Raw genomic sequence first — 19,907 nt, 5'->3', positions numbered from 1 at the left:
AGTACACATCATTGGAGGATTAGCGGTGGGTGGACCAGACACGATCGGCCTCTGGCACGGGATTCAGCGCAATACGGGGGACGCAAGCTTCGCGGTCATGGACATCTACAGGGACTCTGACGGTTCGGTCAGGGTACGGCTCGGGATCGTCGACGCCGAGGAGCGGTTCCACACCCTCCGCGTGGGTGAGACCTTCCCCGTGGGCGACGAGACGTGGCAGCTCGTCGAGTTGACGGGATGGCCGAGCGAGGACGACTGGATCGTGACGCTTCGACGTATCAAGTCCGCTCCGGCATGAGGCGCCCCTCCCCCTCACCCTCACCGACCGGCGGACTGTTGCGGGGAGAAACGACGAGGAGCCGTCCGACCTGGGGTGATGGGACTTCCGGCGCTTCCGGCACACCTGATCAGCAAGGCATCTCTCACGTACACCCTGCCCCATTACAGTGGCGGACTCCGGGAACGGTGGCGACGAGGAGCGGCACAACTGTGGCATCGATGGGTATCCCTGCGGAGGAAGTATCCGATGGCGTGGGCGTCTGGTGGCGTGCGGGTGGGCGGGGTGGCAGTGTCGCCCATGTCGTCGCTCGGGCCGGGGCCGATATCGGGGCCGTCATGCGGCGGGTGCACGAGGACGTGCCTGGGAGCGTTCTTGTCGATGTCGCGGGGCTCACCGCCGAGCAAGTGATGCACAAAGCCCTGAGTTCGCTGGGAGTTGACTTGTCACCCGGTGAGCGGGGCGACTGGCGGTTCGCGCTCGGTTCCTGGAGCGAAGAGCGGTTGCTGGTCCTCGTCAACTCCCATCGCGCCGGGCTCACCCGACGCTCGTACGAGCCAGAACGGTTGCTGCACAGCACCCTCCCCCTGCTGACACGCGGGAAGCTGGCCGTGCTGACCGACGCCCGACCCGAGTTGCTGCCGTCAGGCGCTCCGGCCGAGGCCGTCTTCCGGCTGGCCGAACCGACCGACCTCGCACCCGCTCCTGACCTGCCGGCCGCCCTGCGCGCCCTCGCCCTGGCGGAGCCGCGCAGTGTGCCTCTGCCCGTGTGGGCAGAGCTTGTTGCCGCCGTGACCGGCGAGACCGTGGCAGCGGGCGAACTCACCGAGGTGGCCCGGGCACATGCGGACGCCGTGCTGGTCGGGTCGCTCGGGGTCTCGTTCGTCGACGAGGCGGTGGCCGAGGTCCTACGTCACCAGTTCGACTCCGCGGAACTGACCCGCGTCAATCGGCACATGGTGACGTGGTTGTTGCGCACCTCCTCGGATTTCCGTCATCCGGAAGGGTGGGCCAGGGCCGGAGCCGTCGGGCTGTACGCGGCCGCCGGGCTCGCCATGCACGCCGTACAGGCAGGCACGTACGAGGAACTCCTGCGCGATGGAGGCGTGGTGGCTCATTTGCCGCAGGCCTCGGTCATGGACTCGGCGCGCAGCCGCAGCTTCATCATCCCCGGCAACAGCCCCGCCTCCGACGCCCTTCATCTGTGGAACTGGGGAGTCGTTCCGCGCAGTCAGGGTGAGTGGGCCTCCTGGCTGCACCTCATGGCCTGGTCGCGTGACGATCTCGCCCTCGCCTCCTCGGTGGCTTCGTCCGGTGTCGCACTTCCCTGGCGGGTGCAGTGGGCCCGCTGGCGACTGCCCGGTGGATTCCACGCGCGTTTCCTCGAAGCGGGCAGGTTCATCAGGCTGGCGGAAGTGCGCCGGCAGGGGCGGTCGGCCGTTGCCGGGTTGCAGAAGCGCGTGGCGGGCGGTTCGACGGACCCGTACGTCACCATCCGGGACGTGGAGACGGGTGAGCTCGTCGCCGGTCCGTGGGAGCAGGGGGAGATTCCGCAGGAACACGGCACGGAACTGACCTTGCCACCGGCGACAGCGACTGCCCCATCGGCCTCATCAGGCGCGCAGGGCGGCCAGAGCCCCGAACGGCCCACTCGACTCGCCGAGTTGTTCGGTGCGTCGTCCCCTCCTCGGGACAACAGCGCGTTCCTGCTTCCCTGCGCCCCGCTTCTCGTAGGCGATGTCCTCGTGTTCGGGGGCGACCTGGGACTGCTCGCCATTCAGGCGGCGAACGGTGTGGACCCCTCGGTCCTCTCGGACACCTTCGGCTCCCGCCAGCAGCCGCTTTCCTGGGGGTACTCGGACGCCGGTCCCAGCACCCCTGTCGATGCCGCGCCTTCCAGCCACAGCGATCTGATCGCGCTGTTCGGCGAAGAAGACATCTTCGAGGCCGAACCCGAGGAACTGCCGGACGAGTTGACCCATCAGGGGACTCGCGACCTCTTCACCGACTTCGGCCTGCCGGACATGGACGAGGGCGGTATGGCGCTCCTCCCCTACGGAGACGGCGAGGTCGAACTCTTCGACGAGGTCGACTGGCCGGACGCTGTCGAATCCGTGGCGGACCGCGGGCCCTTCTTCCAGATCGGTACGTGGATGGGCGGCGAGATCGTCGTCGACGGACCGACGGGGCACATCCTGCGCGTACCGACCGGCCCCGACGAGGAGGAACTGGCCGGGCTGCCCGCCGCACGGAGCCTGGAGAGCTTCCTCACCATGGTCGCCCTGTGGGTGACAGGGCTGCGCACCCGCGCCCTCCTGCCTCCGGGCAGCCCCGAGCGCGGACAGATCACGTACTGGGTCCTGGGGGCGCTGGCCGACGTCGATGCGGCGGGCGGAGAACAGCCCGCCTGGTCGTACGTGCTCCACAACGAGTGACACGGCTAGGACGAATGGCACGGTTGCAGCGAGCGACATGGCTGCGTCGGCGCGTCAGTCAGGCGATCAAGTCAGGCAGAGAGGCGTCCGACCAGCCGCTCGGACAAGTCGGGCAGGCTCTCGTCGATCCGGGCCCGCAGGTCAGGCAGGGGCCGGGGACCGATGCGGTACTGGGGCCCCTGGTGGCCATCAGCCCTCCGGCCGCCTCCCGATCCTCCCTGTCCTTTCGAGGAGCCTCGGCCGGCAGGTCCGCCAGAACCAGGGAGACCTCGTCCACGTCCGCGAACTCCCAGGTCGCCGACCGTCCTTGAGCAGCGCGTCGGGCGACGACACCGAGGCGCACGAAGGAGTTGAGCAGGCGCACAGCCCGTTCAGGTCGAGATCTGCGCGCAGGCGGTCCAGCCGGGCGCCCAGGGCTTCGAGGCCCAGGGGTGTACGGCAGATGCAAGGAGTGTGCCGCCAGATGTTGTGTTCCGCCGCGCAGCTCTCGGACGAAACGAGGGTCGTCGAGCAGCCAGACCCAGACCCCCACAAGTAGCAACTCCCGCACAAACGGATGGCGAGCAGCGCCAACGTGGTGGTCAGGAGCGCGAAAGAAGGCGCCTGACCTGGACTCGTGTCCGTCAGGCGCCTTCCTCCGAACCCGTCGCGGACCAAGACCCCGCTTCCGCCTCCTCCCCCACGCCGTCGCACGCGGCCTCGGGCCCCTACCGTGACCAGCCGTGTCGTCAGGGCCGGGGGTGTACTCCTGCCACGGAGTTCGCTCCTGGTCGGGCTCTGTCCATCTGTCCCCCGAGGCCCTACTATCCGGTAGCTCCGTGTCGTCTCCCCGCGTCCCCCACGCCCCACGTCGGAGGTTCCGGTGCGCCGTCGATTCACCGTGTTGCTGGCCTTGTTGGGCGCGTTGAGCGGTCTGCTGTGCGCGGCACCCGTGGCCTCGTCGGCCGGTGCGCACCGGCCCGTCGTCCTGGTCCACGGGTACAACGCCGACCCGGGGGTCTGGGGCTCGCTGGCGGAAGATCTGAAGGCCTCGGGATACGGCGACGGGGAGATCTTCCGCTGGTCCTACGACACGCACGCGTCGGTCAACGAGACGCTCGCCGGGCAGTTCGCCGCGTACGTGGACAGCGTCCGCACCCGGACGGGCGCCGACCAGGTCGACGTCGTCGCGCACTCCTTCGGCAGTCTGCCGACCCGCTGGTACCTCGCCTTCGGCGGCGGAACGCGGCACGTCGCCCACATGGTCTCGCTCGGTGGCCCCAACCACGGCACGTACACGGCGTGGGCCTGCGCCGCCTGGGACCAGGCGTGCCGGGACATGTCCCCCGGCAGCTACGTCCAGAAGCATCTGGCCACGGGGGACGAGACCCCCGGCGCCACCCGGTACGCGACGTTCTGGTCGACCTGCGACGAGGTGATCAATCCCGACAGCAGCGTGTCGCTCGCCGGGGCCGTCAACACCGAGGCCGGCTGCCTCGACCACAACGCCCTGCTCGGTGACGACGGCGTCTCTTCAGGCGTGCGCGCCTTCCTCGCGACCGTGACGCCGTGATGCGTGATGCGTGATGCCGTGATGCCGTGACGGATCGGCACCCGCCCCCGATGCACCCCGCCCTGTTTGGATGTACACCGCCCCCAACAGGCCCCCCACCATCAGGAGTTCTCGTGCCGCGTGCCCCGCACCACCGCCTGCGCCAGGCCGTTCCAGCCGCGCTCATCGCCTTGGCCGCGGTCGCGGCCGGGGCACCCGCCGCCCACGCGGCGGCGCCGGTTCCGGCGCTGCGCGTTCTGACGTACAACACGTTCCTGATGAGCCAGAACCTGTATCCCAACTGGGGTCAGGAGCACCGCGCGACCGAGATTCCCCAGGCGTCGTTCTTCCAGGGCAATGACGTCGTCGTCCTCCAGGAGGCCTTCGACAACTCCGCCTCCGACCACCTCAAGCGCGCGGCGTCCGGCGCCTACCCGTACCAGACACCCGTCGTCGGACGCGGCACGAGCGGGTGGGACGCCACGAGCGGGGCCTACTCCTCGACCACGCCGGAGGACGGTGGCGTCACGCTCCTCAGCAAGTGGCCGATCGTGCACAAGGAGCAGTACGTCTACAAGGACGCCTGCGGCTCCGACTGGTGGTCGAACAAGGGGTTCGTCTACGCGGTTCTCGACGTCGACGGCACGAAGGTGCACGTCGTCGGGACGCACACGCAGTCGACCGACTCCGGCTGCGGCGACGGCGAGGCGCAGGCCGACCGCGCCCGGCAGTTCCGGGCCATCTCGGCCTTCCTCGACGAGCGCGACATTCCCGCCGCCGAGGAGGTGATCGTCGCGGGGGACATGAACGTCGACTCGCACGGCCCGGAGTACGCGTCGATGCTCGCGAACGCCGGTCTCGCCCCCGCCGACAGCCGCACCGGACACTCCTACTCCTTCGACACCCAGGACAACTCCGTCGCCCGCTACCGCTACCCCGACGACCCGCGCGAGGACCTCGACCACGTGCTCTTCAAGCAGGGGCACGCCCGTCCGGCCCGCTGGGACAACGAGGTGATCGCCGACCACAGCGCCCCCTGGACGGTGTCGAGTTGGGGCAAGAGCTACACCTACACCGACCTCTCCGACCACTATCCCCTGGTGGCCTCACCACGCTGACGCCCCGTGCGGCGCGTCGTCGAGGATGGGGGCACAGGCAGATCCGATGACGCGTCGGCACCCGTCGACGGGCTCGTGTTCTGCCCGGCGAACGAAGGACAGAGATGAATCCGCCTCTTACGCGATCCACCCACCCGGCATCCAGGAGCACCGTCGCCCGGGTCGTCACGGACGCCTTGCAGCCACGCAACGTTCTCGTAGGCGGCATGCTCGGGATCGGCGCCGCCGCGGGTGGTCCCGCCGGTCTCGCGTGGGGACTTCTCGGGGCGCTCTGCGCCGGGCTCGTGCCCGCCGCGTACATCGAGTTCGAGCGGAAGCGGGGCACTTGGGGCGACCGTCACGTGGTCGACCGGACGAAGCGAGCGCCCATCTTCCTCGTCATCCTGCTGTCGATCGGGGTCGGTCTGCTCCTGATGTCGGTCGGCCACGCCCCGTCGGACGTCATCAGGGCGATGGTCGCGCTGTGGCTGATGACCGTCGTCCTGCTGGGCATCAACACCGTCTGGAAGATCTCCGTGGACTCCGCGGTCGCGTCGGCCGCCGTCGCGCTCCTCGCTGTCGTGCACAGTCCGTGGTGGCTGGCGGGATACTCCGTCACCGCGATGGTGTGCTGGTCCCGAGTGGCTCTGAGCTATCACACCGTGATGCAGACCGTGGCGGGCGCCGCACTGGGAGCGCTGACCACCGTGGCGTGGGTGGGAGCCTGACATCTTCTCGGCCGGCGTTCCCTCTCGAGGGCACACGGCAAGTTCGACGGCGACGGAGTCGTGAAGGGGCTGAGCGGCTCGGGACCACCCGCCTGCCCGGCCCCGGCGTCGGCTTGCTAGCCTGCGCGTGCCTCCCGTGGGGGAAGCCGGTGTGAATCCGGCGCTGTCCCGCAACGGTGTGCGTGCCCTGCCCAGGTCACGCGAGTCCGATCACCCACGGCAGGTGTGCGACCCGTCGACCGCTCGCCGTGGACTGCGAGCAGGGACCGCCCGAGCCCCGCGGGTTCGTGGTGCCCTGCGCGTTCCGCCGGTGGCACCAACCCGGAGGATGTGCGCCCGTCTTGCACCGCACCGATGTCCTTACCGCTCCCTCGGCTCCCGCGGCCGCCTCGCGTGGCCGCACACCTACCGTCCCCCTCGTGGTCGGCCTCGTCCTCGCCCTGGCCGTCTCGCTCGCGTGCGGGATCGGGCTCGGCGCGACCGGCATGGGGTGGGGGCAGGTGCTGCGGCTGATGTGGGCCGGACTCAGCGGCGGCAGTCTCGGCACGGACGACGCGGGGGCCTACACGATCGTGTGGGAGATCCGCTTCCCGCGGGTGGTGCTCGCCGCAGTGGTCGGCGCGGGCCTCGCGGCAGTGGGGGTCGCGGTCCAGGCGCTGGTGCGGAACGCGCTGGCCGATCCCTTCGTGCTCGGCATCTCCTCGGGCGCGGCCGTCGGCGCCAACGCGGTCATCCTGTTCGGTGCGCTGGCCGGGTTCGGCGTCTGGGCCCTGTCCTTCTCCGCCTTCCTGTCCGCGCTCGCCGCGACCCTCATCGTCTACGTGGTGGCGCGCTCCGCGCTCGGGCTCAGTCCGCTGCGGCTCGTCCTGACGGGCACGGCGCTCGCCTACGGGTTCCAGGCGGTCACCACCGTCATGGTCTTCGGTGCCGAGCGCGGTGAGGCGGCCCGAGCCGCCATGATGTGGCTGCTCGGCAGCCTCGGCGGAGCGACGTGGCCGAAGATCCCACTCGCCGCCGTGACCGTGGCGGCGGGCTGGCTGTGGCTCAGGGTGCGTGCGGGCGCGCTCGACGCCCTGTCGATGGGTGACGAGACGTCAGCGGCGCTCGGTGTGCCGCCCGACCGATTGCGGCGTGAACTGTTCGTCGTGACCGCCGCCGTGACGGGCACGGTCGTCGCCGTGAGCGGGGCGATCGGTTTCGTGGGGCTGATGGTGCCGCACCTCGTGCGGATGCTCGTGGGCGCCTCGCACGCCCGGGTCCTCGCGGTCGCGCCGTTGGCCGGGGCGCTCCTGCTGGTGTGGGCGGACGTGCTGTCGCGGGTGCTGCTCGCCCCGACCGAACTGCCCGTCGGCGTGGTCACGGCCGCCCTCGGCGTGCCCGCGTTCCTGCTGCTCATGCGGCGCGGCGGCCACGTGCTGACCGGACGCTGAGTGCACGCGTCCCGGGACCGTCCGTCCCGTACCCGTATCGAAGTCCGTTGTGAAGGAGGAGACGTGCGACTCGACGTCGAATGCGTGTCGGTCGAGGTGGCGGGCGCACGGCTCGTCGACGAAGTCACCCTCGACGCGCCCGCCGGTGCCTTCGTGGGGATCGTCGGGCCCAACGGCAGCGGGAAGTCGACGCTGCTGCGGTGCGTCTACCGGGCGCGACGGCCCGACGCGGGCGTCGTCAGGGTCGAGGGCGAGGACGTGCACCGCATGGCGCCCCGGGCCGCGGCACGGCTGCTCGCCGCGCTGCCGCAGGAGTCGGCCGCGGACTTCGACTTCACCGTCACCGAAGTCGTCGCGATGGGCCGTCTGCCGCACCGCGAGCGCACCGCCGCCCGGGACCGGGAGATCTGCGAACGGGCCCTGGAACAGGTCGGGGTGGCACATCTCTCCGCGCGCGGCTTCCTGTCGCTGTCCGGCGGCGAGAAGCAACGCGTGCTCATCGCCCGCGCGCTCACCCAGGAACCTCGTGTCCTCGTCCTGGACGAGCCCACGAACCACCTCGACATAGCCCACCAGCTCGACGTGCTGCGCCGGGTCCGCGCGAGCGGCCCGACCGTGCTCGCCGCGCTGCACGACCTCAACCTCGCCGCCGCCCACTGCGACCTGCTGCATGTCCTGCACCGCGGCCGTGTCGTCGCCTCGGGCCCCCCGGACCAGGTCCTCTCCCCCGCGCTCCTCGCCGAGGTCTTCGGCGTACGGGCGCATCGAGTGCGCCATCCCGAAACCGGCGCCATCCAGTTCCTCTTCGATACACCGGCTCCCCGACACCCCTAGGAAGGCCCCTGTGCGCACGCTGCTGCCCACCGCCTCACTCGGCCTCGCCGCCGCTCTCACCCTGACCGGCTGCGGAGCACAGGTCACGAGCGAGGACAGGACCGCGCCGTCGCAAGCGGTGACCATCACCAACTGCGGCAAGAAAGTCACCTACGACCGGCGTCCCGAGCGCGTGGTGACCAACGATGTCGGCATCACCGAGCTCATGTTCGCGCTCGGCCTCGAAGACCACATGGCGGGATACGTCATGCCCCCGGACAAGGGATCCGTCGACGGCCTCCCGTACAAGGACGCCTACGACAAGGTGAAGTGGCTCTCCAAGGACCGTGTCACCCAGGAGCTGGCGCTCGACGCGCGCGCCGACCTCGTCTTCGCGGGCTGGAACTACGGCTTCAACGAGAACACCCTGACACCGGACCAGCTGCACAAGGCCGGTATCGGCACCTACCTGCTCACCGAGTCCTGCCGCAATGCCGGCACCGGCACCTCACGCGGGATCATGCCGCCGCTCGACGCCCTGTACACGGACCTGGAGAACCTCGGCAGGATCTTCGGCGTCGAGAAGCGTGCGCGGACGCTCATCAAGCGGTACGAGGCAACGGTCGCCGCCGTTCGCGCGAAGGCTCCCGAGGGAGAAAAGCGCCCGTCGGTGTTCCTCTACGACAGCGGCCAGGACCAGCCCTTCACCTCCGGGCGCTTCGGCGCGCCCGAACAGATCATCAGCGAGGCCGGTGGCGTCAACCTCGTGCACGACCTCAAGGACTCGTGGACGACGGTCGGCTGGGAGACGGTCGTGAAGCGGAACCCGGACGTCATCGTCATCAACGACTACGGGTCGACGAGTGCGGCGCAGAAGAAGGAGTTCCTGCTGTCGTACCCGCCGCTGCGGAACGTCTCCGCGATCAAGCACAAGCGCATCTTCACCCTCGACTACGCCGATCTCGTCGAGAGCCCCAGGAATCCTTCGGCGGTCGAGCGGCTCGGCGCGTATCTGCGTGACGGCGGCGACCCGTCCTGACGCCGAGCGCACACAGGTGCTGCGTTCTTGCAGAATGCGCTTATCAGGAAGACAGCGCGAGGAGGGTGTCATGAAGACGATCGGCTTGATCGGGGGAATGAGCTGGGAGTCGACGTCGGAGTACTACCGGCTGCTGAACGAGTTCACACGCGACCGTCTCGGTGGCCTGCACTCCGCGCGCTGCGTGCTGTACTCGGTGGATTTCGCGGAGATCGAGCAGTTGCAGGTGCGGGGCCGCTGGGAGGAGGCCGGCGACGTACTGGCCGCTGCCGCCCGGTCCGTGGAGAGGGCCGGCGCCGACATGGTGCTGATCTGCACCAACACGATGCACAAGGTCGCCGGACAGGTGGAGGCCGCGGTGACGGTTCCCTTGCTGCACCTCGCCGATGCCACGGCCGACGCGGTGACGGCGGCCGGGGTACGCACGGTGGGCCTGCTCGGCACCGCCTTCACCATGGAACAGGACTTCTATCGGGCCCGGCTGGAGAAGCGCGGCCTGGACGTCCTGGTTCCGGAAGCGGCGGACCGTGCGCTGGTCCACCGGGTGATCTACGAGGAACTCTGCCTCGGGGTCGTGCGGGACGCGTCGCGCAAGGAATACCAGCGCGTGATCGGGAAGCTCGTCGAGCAGGGGGCGCAGGGCGTCATCCTGGGGTGCACCGAGATCGAGCTGCTGATCGGCGCGCAGGACAGCCCGGTGCCGGTCTTTCCCACGACACGGCTGCACGCCGAGGCGGCTGTCGAAGCCGCACTGGCCGCCGCGACATAGCGGCCAGGAAGTGTGCCTGGCACGGTCATTCGTGCAGCTGAGAAACGTCAGAAGGCGGACGCGGACGTGCCTCGCCCGTGGCGGGCGGGGCACGTCCGGACCTCGCGTACGCATGGACGTACGCGTACAGGCTCGACGCCGCGGCGGTCAGGGCTTCAACTCTTGCGGGCCACACCGCAGTACGCGACCTCCACTGCCTCCTCGGTGGGCTGCATGTCGTCCGGGCGCCAGGCCGACGTGGCGACGACGCCGGGGTCAACGACCTCCAGGCCCGTGAAGTAGGCGGCGATCTCTTCCGGCGAGCGCAGGTGGTAGGTGTTGGCCGACTGCGCGTTGTAGGCGGTCACGGCCGCGTTCAGCGCGTCGTTGGTGTTGATCCCGTCGCTCAGGGCCACGTAGCTTCCGGCGGGCAGCGCCTCCAGGTACGCGGCGACCAGTTCCTGGGGCCGGTCGGCGTCCGACAGCTGCCCCATGATGCCGAGCAGGGTCAGAGCGACCGGACGGCTGAAGTCCAGTGTGTTCGCCGCCTCGGCCAGGATGCGTTCCGGGTTGCGCACGTCCTCCGATATGTACGCGCACGCTCCTTCCGGGCTGCTCGTGAGCAGGGCACGGGCGTGGGCGAGAACGAGCGGGTCGTTGTCGACGTAGACGATCCGGCTGTCCGGCGCGATGCGCTGCGCCACCTCGTGCGTGTTGTCGGCGGTGGGCAGCCCGGTGCCGATGTCGAGGAACTGCCTGATGCCGGCCTCGGCCGTGAGAAAGCGCACGGCACGCGTGAGGAAGGCTCGCTGCAGCCGGGCCACGGCAGCGAATTCCGGGAAGGTCGACAGGATGGCATCGCCGACCTCGCTGTCCACGGGGTAGTTGTCCTTGCCGCCCAGCAGGTAGTTCCAGACACGGGCCGAGTGCGGGCGGTCCGTCTGCAGCTTGCTCTTCACATCAGCATTCACATCATCCATGGGCATAGCTTCACACGCCGCAAGGGGTGACAAGGTCAACTCGGATGCGACAGAGCTCTTTTGCGTCGGCCGGGCGCCGACGAGCGGCCTGGCGCTCCTCGCACGCCCCGCCGTCCTCCCGCGAGGCGCGGCGCGGCGGGCGAGGGTGTGTCAGCCGTGCGAGACGTCGAGCCCGTAGAAGGCGACCCGTGCGCCCTTGGTCGTGCTGCTCGACGAGGACTGGTTGTAGGAACCGGCCTTGAAGTACTGCTTGTACGGGAAGAACGACGAGGGTATGGCGTAGTGGGTGGTGCTGCCGTTGACGGTCACGTCGAGCGTGTCGCCACCGGAGACGGCGATGGTGTAGCTCCACGTCTTGCCGACCGCCACATGTCCCACCGTGTGCGTCGTCTGGCCGCCCGACGGCGAGTTCTCCGTGCCCACCACGATGTCTCCGCTCGACCGGTAGTACAGCTCCACCAGGGGTTTGGTGGAGCTTCCGCCGGTGCCGAGGTGGATCTGTCCGACGCACACGTTGGACGTGACGGAGACGACGCGCAGGGTCGCGCTCAGCCGGTGACTGCCGCTGAGCGCCCAGTCGGCGGCGCCGCCGCTGCGGTTCATCTCCCGCAGCTCTGACCGGGCGTAGTTCGAGTTGGGTGTGGTGACACCCTTCTCGGGAGCCCAGAAGGTCATCGCGCCGTCGCGGGTGTCGGTGTAGAAGTACGCGTCCTGGAAGCCGTTCGCGCCCTGGAGCCGCGACGAGGGGATGGTGGTCGGGGAGCCGGGCGAGCCGACGGGTTCCTGCAACTGCCATACGGACAGGTCGAAATTGCCGCCGGGTGCCTTGCCGGGGTCGGCCGCGCTGGCGCTGGGGCCGACCAGCAGGGCGAGGGCTGCGGCGATACCGGCGACCATGGCGGTGGACAGGGTTCTGGTGCGGTGCATGGGGGGTTCCTCCAGGGCTGGGGCGATGACTCACTCGCGTTCACATATCTGAAGGTTGAGTCCACTTATGAACTCGACGCGCGCCGAACCTAAAGGTCTGCACCAGCACAGTCAAGAGAAGGAACAGAGACGCCGACCGCGCACGCGCCGGACCTCATGGCGCCGTGAACCCGACACCCCAGGCAGGCCGCTCGCGCATCGGTCGGCATACAAGAGTCGAACACTTCGCTCACGCGGGTCGGAAGCGAAACGGCGACCGAGCGATAACGGGGAGGCGACGGCACGGCGACGGCGCCCGTCAAGGTGGTGACCACGGCGACCACAAAGAGCCCGCCGGTTCAGGGGCCGCATCGCATACCGGCTCGGCGGCAAGTGCGGGAAGAGGTCAGGCGAGCGACGCGGCACGGGCCGGGTCGAGGGCGTGCTGGAGCGGCTCGGAGAGGGCGAAGCGACGGAGTTCGTCGAGCACGAGCTGTCCGAGGCGGTGACGTTCGGCGCCCAGGGCGCCGGCGAGATGCGGGGTCAGGACGACGTTGGGAAGCGTGAACAGGGATGAGTCGGGAGCCGGGGGCTCGGGATGCGTGACGTCGAGTACGGCGGTGAGGTCCGGCCTGGCACGCAGGACCCGCACAGCGGCCGCCTCGTCGATCAGCGCGCCCCGCGCGGTGTTGATCAAAGTCGCGCCCGGCCTCAGGGAGTTGAGCAGTTCCGACCCGACAAGGCCTTGAGTCTCCGGCAGGAGTGGAGCGTGGAGGCTGACGACGTGGCAGGTGCCGAAGAGTTCCTCCATGCCGACCAGCCGGACGCCGGCCTGCCGCGCGGTCTCGGGCGAGGCCATCGGGTCGGTGGCGACGACCTCGACGTCGAAGCGGGAGAGATGGGCGGCGACGAGTCTGCCGATGTGGCCGAGCCCCCACAGGCCGACCCGCGCCCGGTACACGCCCGGCACCTCGGGGTTGCCCGGGAATCGGCGGCTGCTCGCGACCTCCCGGGCGATCCGGTACGTCTGTTTCAGCCCGAGCAGCACCTGGGCGAGCGTGAACTCCGCCACCGGGACGGCATTGGCGGCGGCGGCCGAGACGATCGGGATGCCGCGCGCCCAGAAGGCGGGCGTGGTCAGGTGGCGTACGGAGCCCGCCGCCACGAACACGGCCCGCAACCTGGGTGCTCGGTCGAGAAGGGCGGCGTCGAGTACGGGTGCGCCCCAGCCGGTGAGCAGGAGGTCGACGTCGCTCAGGACCTCGGGGGCACTCGCGAGTTCCTGCCGGGTGCGCGGCGGTGCCTGCCAGTGCACGAGCCGGCCGATCCCCGTCAGCACCTCGGGCGCGTAGACGTCCGCCCGGCGTTCTTCCTCCATCACCAGCAGGGCTGTGAGTGCGGTGGCCGGTGCGTTCATGCCGGGCGGGTCTCCTCGGGTGGGCCCGGACCCGGGTGGGCGGCGGGAGCGCCGTTCCCCAGGGTTCGGGTGTGTGGGAAAACGTGGGATGGGGCGACGCACATTGGTGTGTCTTGTTTACGACGCACGTCGCGCCACTCTCGGAAGCTATACATCGGATCTTTGATGGGCCCCGACGGATACCTCGGATGCCCTGTTGCGCTCCACTCCACAGGCCGGTGCCAGAAATCCGCTGGCCCATGCCTGGACGGCCGGTCTCGCCGACGCTCAAAGTACGCACACACCAGGAGATTTGCCAAGAGATCGACACGGCCCTCATGTCCCCCGGTGCGGAAGTCGCACTTCCGGATCCGAGCCGACTGAGCGCGCCGAGCAAGGGAGATTTTTTGTATTCATCGGAGTATTGACCGCCGATTCCGGCCCCGCTACCTTCCAGGGCAAGCGCTTTCTAAGCCAACTGTGACGTGGAGAAACGGGAGCTTTCATGCAGAGATCTCGATGGGTCGGTGTCGGTGTTCTCGCCTCGGCTCTGGTGCTCACCAGCTGTTCGTCCGGGCCTGCGGGCGTGACGGCCAAGCAGGACCCGAAGGCGACCCTGGAACTCTGGACCAGGACGACACCGGGCGGGCCCGGCGAGGAGGGCGCTCTCAAGCTCGCGGCCGCCTTCACGAAGGCCACGGGCTACAAGGTCAAGGTCACGGCCATCTTCGACGACTTCGAGACCAAGCTGCAGCAGCGGGCCGCCCAGAAGAAGCTCCCCGACATCGTCATGAACGACGTGACGCAGCTCGGGGCCATGCACAGTCAGGGGCTGCTGCGCGAGATCGACCTGGACAAGATCAAGGACAGCAAGGAGATCATCGGCCAGGGGCTGGACTCCGGAAAGAGCCTGGACGGCAAGCAGTACGGGCTGCCGTACTCGGCGCAGGCGTCCGCGCTGCTCATCCGCAAGGACTGGCGGCAGAAGCTGAAGCTCGACACCCCGCGGACCTGGGACGACTTCGCCGCCATGGCCAAGGCGTTCACCACCCGGGACCCCGACGGCGACGGGAAGAAGAACACGTCCGGCCTCGCCGCGCCGCTGTCCACCAAGCGCGGCTACGCCTCCTGGTACTTCTCCAACTTCCTGTGGGCCGCGGGCGGCGACTTCATCACCGAGTCCGGCAAGGGCACGTACAAGCCGGCGATGACCAGCAAGGCGTCGGTCGAGGCGGTGCAGTGGTTCCGCGACCTGGGCTGCAAGGACAAGGCCATCCAGCCCGGCGCCGTGACCATGGACACGCCCCCGACGAACGAGACGTTCGAGTCGGGCAAGACCGGCATGTTCGTCGTCGGCCCCTACCTGCTGCCCCGCTTCGACGAGACGCTCGGCAAGGACAAGTACGAGGTCGTGCCGATGCCCAAGGGCCCCAAGGACGCCACCGTCCTGGCCGAGGGCGGCTCCGTCTACCTGATGGCCGGCTCCGACAACCAGGCGGGACAGGACGCGTTCGCCTCCTTCGCCGTCTCCGTCGAGGGCCAGAAGACGGGCATGGCGGGCGAGACCGGCTACACCGTGCAACTCCCCGTCAACAAGGCCGTGGACGTCTCCCAGGTACGCCCCGACCCGCGCTGGAAGACCTACGCCCAGGCGTACCAGGACTCCGGTCGGTACGCGCCGTCCATTCCGAACTGGACCCCGGTGCGGCAGGCGACGGCGGACACCCTCAACGCGCTCATGGCCGACTGCGGCCTGAACACCGAGGACAAGCTCGGTGAGCTCGACAAGCAGCTCGCCGGCATCCTCAAGGAGCAGGGAATCGACGCGTCATGAGTCTCGACCAGGCGGAGCCGGCGGCCGTCGCGGCCGCCGCGCCCGGCCCCCGCACACCGGCCGGCGGCCGCGGCGCGGCCGGTGCCCGCCGCGGGCGCAGCCGCAGATCGGGCCGGTGGTGGACGCCCTGGCTGTTTCTGGCCCCCGCCCTGATCCTCTTCCTGTACTTCAAGTTCATCCCCATGGCCAACGCGCTGACCATGTCCTTCCAGGACGTTCAGCCATACCTGGGGAACAAGTGGGTGGGCACCGAGAACTACTCCACGGTGCTCCAGTCGGACGGATTCCGTGAGGCGGCCTGGCACACGGTCGTCCTCGCGGCCGGACAGACGGCCGGTTCGATGGCGCTGGGCCTCGTCCTCGCCCTGCTGATGGAGGGGCAGAGCCGCCGCCTCAAGTTCGTGCGCTCGGCGGCGTTCCTTCCGGTGGTCGTCCCCCTCGCGGTCGTCGCCGAGCTGTGGCGGATCATGTACCACCCGACCGGGGACGGCATGCTCAACTCCCTGCTCGGCCTGGTGGGGCTGGGTCCTTCGGGGTTCATCAACGACCCGGACACATCGATGGTCTCGATCATGGTCACCGGCATCTGGCGGGGCGCCCCCTACGACATGATGATCATCCTCGCCGGTCTGACGAGCGTGGACCGCGGTCTGTACGAGGCGGCGAAGGTCGACGGGGCGTCGAGGTGGCAGCGGGTGTGGCACGTGACCGTGCCCGGGCTGCGGTCGGTGTTCTCGATCCTGTTCATCCTCGCCGCGATCCGCGGACTCCGGGTGTTCACCGAGGTGTTCCTGCTCACCAACGGCGGACCCGACGGCTCCACCGAAGTCGTCATGACCCTCATCTACAAGCTCGGACTCGAGCAGAGCCGGCTCGGCGTCGGAGCGGCAGGTGCCGTCCTGCTGTTCGTCGCGACGCTGATCCTGACCGTCGTCGTCCAACTGCTGCGGCGCAGGGAGAGCAAGTGAGTACGCAGACCGAGACCGCGCTGGGCCTGACCGAGAGCCGCGGCGTCGGCGGCCGGATCGTCAAGACTGTTGTCTACATCCTGGTCCTGATCGTCTTCGCGGGGCCCCTGCTCGCCCTACTCGTCAGTGCCTTCGGCCACGTCAAGGACCCGACCCAGCTGAGCATCATCCCCTCGGGCCTGACGCTGGACAACTTCGACATCGCCTTCGATCAGGGGGTGTTGGCGTATCTGCTGAACTCGTTCCTGGTGGTCGGTTTCGGGCTGCTGCTCCAGGTCGCCGTCTCCGTGCTGGCCGGGTACGCGCTGGCGCGCAAGAAGTTCCCCGGGATGGCGCTGGTGCTCGTCGCCATCCTGGCGACGCTGATGCTGCCCGAGGAGATCCTCGCGCTGCCCCTTTCCCTGATCCTGTCCGATCTGCCGGTCGTCCATTTCAACCTCATCGGCACCCTGGCCGGAATGATCGTGCCGCTCGGCGCCTGGGGGTTCTCCATCCTGGTGATGACCGAGTTCATGAAGGACGTGCCCCGCGAACTCGAAGAGGCCGCCCGCATCGACGGCGCGGGAGACCTGCGGATCTTCGCCCAGATCATCCTCCCGATGTGCAAGCCCGCGCTGGGTGTCATCGGGGTGTTCGGATTCACCATGATCTGGGACCAGTACCTGCTGCCCCTGCTCGTCTCCACCGACTCCTCCTCGTACACGCTCCCCCTCGCGCTGCGGACTCTGCGGATCGACCCCGCCGTCACGCCCGGAGTCGTCATGGCGGCCTCCCTGCTGGCACTGCTGCCTTCCGTGATCGTCTTCCTGTTCTTCCAGCGCTCCTTCGTGAGCGGCCTGTCCTCCGGCGCGCTGAAGGGCTGACCCCGCCCGCTCCCCTGCCCCCCTGTGCACGAGAAGGAACGATGCTCCATGTCACCTGAGCCCGAATCCCACCCGTCCGCGGCCCCGGACACGGACTGGTTCACCACCGCCCGGTTCGGCATGTTCGTCCACTGGGGCCTGTACTCCCTGGCCGCCCGGCACGAATGGGTCAAGAACCGGGAGCGGTTGACCGACGAGCAGTACCAGGTCTACTTCGACCACTTCGACCCCGACCGCTACGACCCGGTCCAGTGGGCCAGGACGGCCAAGGCCGCCGGCATGCGCTACGTCGTCCTCACCACCAAGCACCACGACGGGTTCTGTCTGTGGGACAGCGCGTTCACCGAGTACAAGGTCACCAACACCCCGCACGGCCGCGACCTCGTCGGCCCGTTCGTCGAGGCGTGCCGGGCCGAGGGGCTCAAGGTCGGGTTCTACCACTCGCTGATCGACTGGCACCACCCGTCCTTCCCCGTCGACGGCACCCATCCGCAGCGCGACGACGAGGAGTTCAAGGCTGCCCACGCCGACCGGGACATCCGCGACTACCAGAAGTATCTGCACGGCCAGGTCCGCGAACTGCTGACCTCGTTCGGGCCCATCGACTACCTGTTCTTCGACTTCTCGTACGCCGGACGCACCTGGTGGGGCGGCAAGGGACCCGACGACTGGGACTCCCCCAGGCTTCTGGAGACGATCCGTGAACTCCAGCCGCACGTCCTCGTCAACGACCGGACCGGGCTGCCCGGAGACTTCGTCACCCCCGAGCAGTACCAGCCCTCAGGACCGATGACCGAGAACGGCAGGCCCGTGCTCTGGGAGGCCTGCCAGACACTCAACGGCAGCTGGGGCTACGACCGTGACAACCTCGACCGAAAGAGCGCGGACCTGCTGATCCGGATGCTCGTCGACGGGGTGTCCAAGGGCGGCAACCTGCTGCTCAACGTGGGCCCCACCGGCCGCGGCGACCTCGACCCCCGCGACACCGAGGTGCTGGGCGAGATCGGCCGGTGGATGGGACAGCACGAGCGGTCGGTCCGCGGCTGCGGCCCCTCCCCGTTCACCGCGCCCGCCGAATGCCGCTACACCCAGCGCGGCGACCGGCTCTACGTCCATCTGTTCGCCTGGCCGCTGCGCCACCTGCACCTGCCGGGCCTGGCCGGCCGAGTGCGCTACGCCCAACTGCTCAACGACGCGTCCGAGATCGTCCCGGTCCACATCGAACCGGACCAGCCGGCGGTCAACACCGAGATGGGCGGACAGCCCGCCGGAACGCTCACGCTCCAGCTCCCGGTACGCCGCCCCGACACCCCCGTCCCCGTCATCGAACTGTTCCTGGACAGCCCCGCCGACCTCTGAACCGAGGCCCCCGGCACGGCTGTTCACCGCACACTCACGGAGGCACCATGCAGCGCCGCACCTTCCTCATGAGCAGCGCGGCCGGGCTGGCACTGGCCGCCGCCCCCGTCGGCGCCCTGCCGACCGCCGGCGCGACCACGGCCCCCGCCGTGGTCGGCACCCTGGACGAGCTCCGGGCGGCGATCGACCGGGCTCGTCCGGGCGACCGGATCGTCGTCGCCGACGGCACCTACACCGTCCCGGCGGGCGCTCCCCTGCTCATCCGGGGCAAGCACGGCACCGAACGTGCCCCGGTGACCATCACCGCGCACACGCGCGGCGGCGTCGTCCTGGAGGGCGAGCAGAGCTTCGTCCTCGAAGCCTCCAGCCACATCACCCTCAGCGGCTTCTCCTTCCGGCAGACCACCACCCTGGACGTCCCCCCGGACTGCTCCCACATCAGACTCACCCGCAACGACTTCCAACTGGCCGACATCGAGGGCCTGCACTGGGTGATGGTGCGCGCCGACGACAGCGCCGTCGACCACAACCACTTCCACGGCAAGAGCACCCTCGGCATCTACCTCGGCGTCGAGGGCGCGGGTACGGAGGAGATGGCCCAGCGTGTGCACATCTACCGCAACTACTTCTCCGACCACACCTTCACCGGCTCCAACGGCGGCGAGCCCATCCGCCTCGGCGTCAGCCCCCGGGCCCTGTCCAGTGCCCGTGCCGTCGTCGAGTACAACCTCTTCGAGCGCTGCAACGGCGACCCCGAGGCCATCTCCGTGAAGTCCTCGGACAACACGGTCCGGAACAACACGATCCACGACAGCTTCGGCGGCATCGTGCTGCGCCACGGCAACCGCAACCGGGTGGAGGCCAACCACCTCGTCGACGGCACGGAAGGCGTCCGGATCTACGGCAACGACCACGTCATCGTCAACAATTACCTCGGCGGCCTCGCCGGGCGCGCGATGGTGATCGGCAGTGGCTCGGAACGCGACCACCTGCCCGGCGAATCGCCCGAGACACGCCGGGGCAACGACGCACCCGACCGCGTCCTCATCGCCTACAACACCCTGGTGAACAACGCCGGCACGCTCTCCGGCGAGAGCCAGCGCCCGCACGAACCACGCGATGTGACCGTCGCCGACAACCTGTTCGTCGCGGACACCGGCAGCCTGGTCGAGATGGCCGCCACCCTGCGCTTCACCTGGTCGGGCAACATCCTGTGGGGCGCCGCCGCCGACGGCAACATGCCCGCTTCAGGCGGCGTCCGCACCGACCCGAGGCTGGTGACGGACGCGTACGGCATCGCACGCCCGGCCGCCGACAGCCCGACGATCGACGCCGGGACGCTCCGGTGGCCGCCGGTCACCCACGACATCGACGGTCAGCCGCGCGGCCGCCTTCGGGACGTGGGCGCGGACGAGCACTCCTTCCGCACGCCGCGGCGTGGCCCGCTGACCCCCGCAGACGTCGGCCCCGAGGCCGCCTGAACACCCCCTGTCCCCCATCGAC

17 protein-coding genes and 1 riboswitch are annotated in these 19,907 nt (G+C 69.3%); of the genes, 14 read left to right on the top strand and 3 right to left on the bottom strand.

All coding sequences use genetic code 11. From position 1 onward, the window contains the following. Positions 1-25 precede the first annotated feature (25 nt). The 9 genes from ABZ930_RS30570 to ABZ930_RS30530 all read left to right on the top strand — a co-directional run bounded on the left by ABZ930_RS30570 (position 26) and on the right by ABZ930_RS30530 (position 10,119). Complete coding sequence (locus ABZ930_RS30570) at positions 26-298, top strand: DUF6406 domain-containing protein (RefSeq protein WP_361554803.1); 273 nt, start codon at positions 26-28, stop codon at positions 296-298. Positions 299-720: 422 nt separating this feature from the next. After that, a complete protein-coding gene (locus tag ABZ930_RS30565) occupies positions 721-2,712 on the top strand; it encodes an SUKH-4 family immunity protein (protein WP_361554800.1) in 1,992 nt (663 codons plus the stop codon). Between the two features lie 862 nt (positions 2,713-3,574). After that, positions 3,575-4,264 carry an alpha/beta fold hydrolase gene (locus ABZ930_RS30560; RefSeq protein ID WP_361554797.1) on the top strand — a complete coding sequence of 230 codons (690 nt, stop codon included), beginning with the start codon at positions 3,575-3,577 and terminating at the stop codon, positions 4,262-4,264. Positions 4,265-4,377: 113 nt separating this feature from the next. Continuing rightward, a complete protein-coding gene (gene sph, locus ABZ930_RS30555) occupies positions 4,378-5,361 on the top strand; it encodes a sphingomyelin phosphodiesterase (RefSeq protein WP_361554794.1) in 984 nt (327 codons plus the stop codon). Positions 5,362-5,465: 104 nt separating this feature from the next. Next, the gene (locus ABZ930_RS30550) at positions 5,466-6,068 is read left to right on the top strand and encodes a hypothetical protein (RefSeq protein WP_361554791.1); all 603 of its coding nucleotides are present in this window, start codon (positions 5,466-5,468) and stop codon (positions 6,066-6,068) included. Between the two features lie 139 nt (positions 6,069-6,207). Continuing rightward, a riboswitch (cobalamin riboswitch) is annotated at positions 6,208-6,284 on the top strand. A gap of 203 nt (positions 6,285-6,487) precedes the next feature. Further along, a complete protein-coding gene (locus ABZ930_RS30545) occupies positions 6,488-7,498 on the top strand; it encodes an iron ABC transporter permease (protein ID WP_361554788.1) in 1,011 nt (336 codons plus the stop codon). Between the two features lie 63 nt (positions 7,499-7,561). Continuing rightward, a complete protein-coding gene (locus ABZ930_RS30540) occupies positions 7,562-8,332 on the top strand; it encodes an ABC transporter ATP-binding protein (RefSeq protein WP_361554785.1) in 771 nt (256 codons plus the stop codon). A gap of 10 nt (positions 8,333-8,342) precedes the next feature. After that, on the top strand, positions 8,343-9,350 hold the full coding sequence (locus tag ABZ930_RS30535; RefSeq protein ID WP_361554782.1) for an ABC transporter substrate-binding protein: 1,008 nt from the start codon (positions 8,343-8,345) through the stop codon (positions 9,348-9,350). Positions 9,351-9,420: 70 nt separating this feature from the next. Next, positions 9,421-10,119, top strand: coding sequence for an aspartate/glutamate racemase family protein (locus ABZ930_RS30530; RefSeq protein ID WP_361554779.1), 699 nt, complete (start codon positions 9,421-9,423; stop codon positions 10,117-10,119). A gap of 155 nt (positions 10,120-10,274) precedes the next feature. On the opposite strand, the gene ABZ930_RS30525 is transcribed toward ABZ930_RS30530, so the two are convergent. From ABZ930_RS30525 to ABZ930_RS30515, 3 genes are all read right to left on the bottom strand, one after another. Continuing rightward, complete coding sequence (locus tag ABZ930_RS30525; RefSeq protein WP_361554776.1) at positions 10,275-11,084, bottom strand: SAM-dependent methyltransferase; 810 nt, start codon at positions 11,082-11,084, stop codon at positions 10,275-10,277. Positions 11,085-11,228: 144 nt separating this feature from the next. Next, positions 11,229-11,975, bottom strand: a complete 747-nt coding sequence (locus tag ABZ930_RS30520) for a polysaccharide lyase family 7 protein (RefSeq protein ID WP_361554850.1) — start codon at positions 11,973-11,975, stop codon at positions 11,229-11,231. Between the two features lie 415 nt (positions 11,976-12,390). After that, complete coding sequence (locus ABZ930_RS30515; protein WP_361554773.1) at positions 12,391-13,401, bottom strand: hydroxyacid dehydrogenase; 1,011 nt, start codon at positions 13,399-13,401, stop codon at positions 12,391-12,393. 484 nt (positions 13,402-13,885) lie between these two features. Here ABZ930_RS30515 and ABZ930_RS30510 point away from each other — a divergent pair, with 484 nt between their 5' ends. From ABZ930_RS30510 to ABZ930_RS30490, 5 genes are read left to right on the top strand one after another with little or no spacing between them, the layout of a single operon-like run. After that, on the top strand, positions 13,886-15,214 hold the full coding sequence (locus ABZ930_RS30510) for a sugar ABC transporter substrate-binding protein (RefSeq protein ID WP_361554770.1): 1,329 nt from the start codon (positions 13,886-13,888) through the stop codon (positions 15,212-15,214). Next, entirely contained in the window at positions 15,211-16,182 is a 972-nt protein-coding gene (locus ABZ930_RS30505; RefSeq protein ID WP_361554767.1) for a sugar ABC transporter permease, read from the top strand. The genes ABZ930_RS30510 and ABZ930_RS30505 overlap by 4 nt, the downstream gene beginning before the upstream one ends. Next, entirely contained in the window at positions 16,179-17,045 is an 867-nt protein-coding gene (locus ABZ930_RS30500; protein ID WP_361554764.1) for a carbohydrate ABC transporter permease, read from the top strand. Before ABZ930_RS30505 ends, ABZ930_RS30500 begins: the two co-directional genes overlap by 4 nt. 48 nt (positions 17,046-17,093) lie before the next feature. Next, complete coding sequence (locus ABZ930_RS30495) at positions 17,094-18,404, top strand: alpha-L-fucosidase (protein WP_361554761.1); 1,311 nt, start codon at positions 17,094-17,096, stop codon at positions 18,402-18,404. Positions 18,405-18,451: 47 nt separating this feature from the next. After that, entirely contained in the window at positions 18,452-19,885 is a 1,434-nt protein-coding gene (locus tag ABZ930_RS30490; protein ID WP_361554758.1) for a polysaccharide lyase 6 family protein, read from the top strand. Positions 19,886-19,907: the final 22 nt, after the last annotated feature.

This window comes from Streptomyces sp. NPDC046716 (assembly GCF_040645755.1).
Classification (GTDB): domain Bacteria; phylum Actinomycetota; class Actinomycetes; order Streptomycetales; family Streptomycetaceae; genus Streptomyces.
The sequence above is the reverse complement of the archived record's forward strand: the minus strand, read 5'-3'. Positions and strand labels throughout refer to the sequence as shown.

What these genes read in the sequence shown, in the direction of transcription:
- ABZ930_RS30525 (WP_361554776.1), bottom strand. Translation starts at nt 11,084, where the DNA reads ATGCCCATGGATGATGTGAATGCTGATGTGAAGAGCAAGCTGCAGACG.
- ABZ930_RS30515 (WP_361554773.1), bottom strand. Translation starts at nt 13,401, where the DNA reads ATGAACGCACCGGCCACCGCACTCACAGCCCTGCTGGTGATGGAGGAA.
- ABZ930_RS30505 (WP_361554767.1), top strand. Translation starts at nt 15,211, where the DNA reads ATGAGTCTCGACCAGGCGGAGCCGGCGGCCGTCGCGGCCGCCGCGCCC.
- ABZ930_RS30550 (WP_361554791.1), top strand. Translation starts at nt 5,466, where the DNA reads ATGAATCCGCCTCTTACGCGATCCACCCACCCGGCATCCAGGAGCACC.
- ABZ930_RS30490 (WP_361554758.1), top strand. Translation starts at nt 18,452, where the DNA reads ATGCAGCGCCGCACCTTCCTCATGAGCAGCGCGGCCGGGCTGGCACTG.
- ABZ930_RS30530 (WP_361554779.1), top strand. Translation starts at nt 9,421, where the DNA reads ATGAAGACGATCGGCTTGATCGGGGGAATGAGCTGGGAGTCGACGTCG.
- ABZ930_RS30495 (WP_361554761.1), top strand. Translation starts at nt 17,094, where the DNA reads ATGTCACCTGAGCCCGAATCCCACCCGTCCGCGGCCCCGGACACGGAC.
- ABZ930_RS30510 (WP_361554770.1), top strand. Translation starts at nt 13,886, where the DNA reads ATGCAGAGATCTCGATGGGTCGGTGTCGGTGTTCTCGCCTCGGCTCTG.
- ABZ930_RS30520 (WP_361554850.1), bottom strand. Translation starts at nt 11,975, where the DNA reads ATGGTCGCCGGTATCGCCGCAGCCCTCGCCCTGCTGGTCGGCCCCAGC.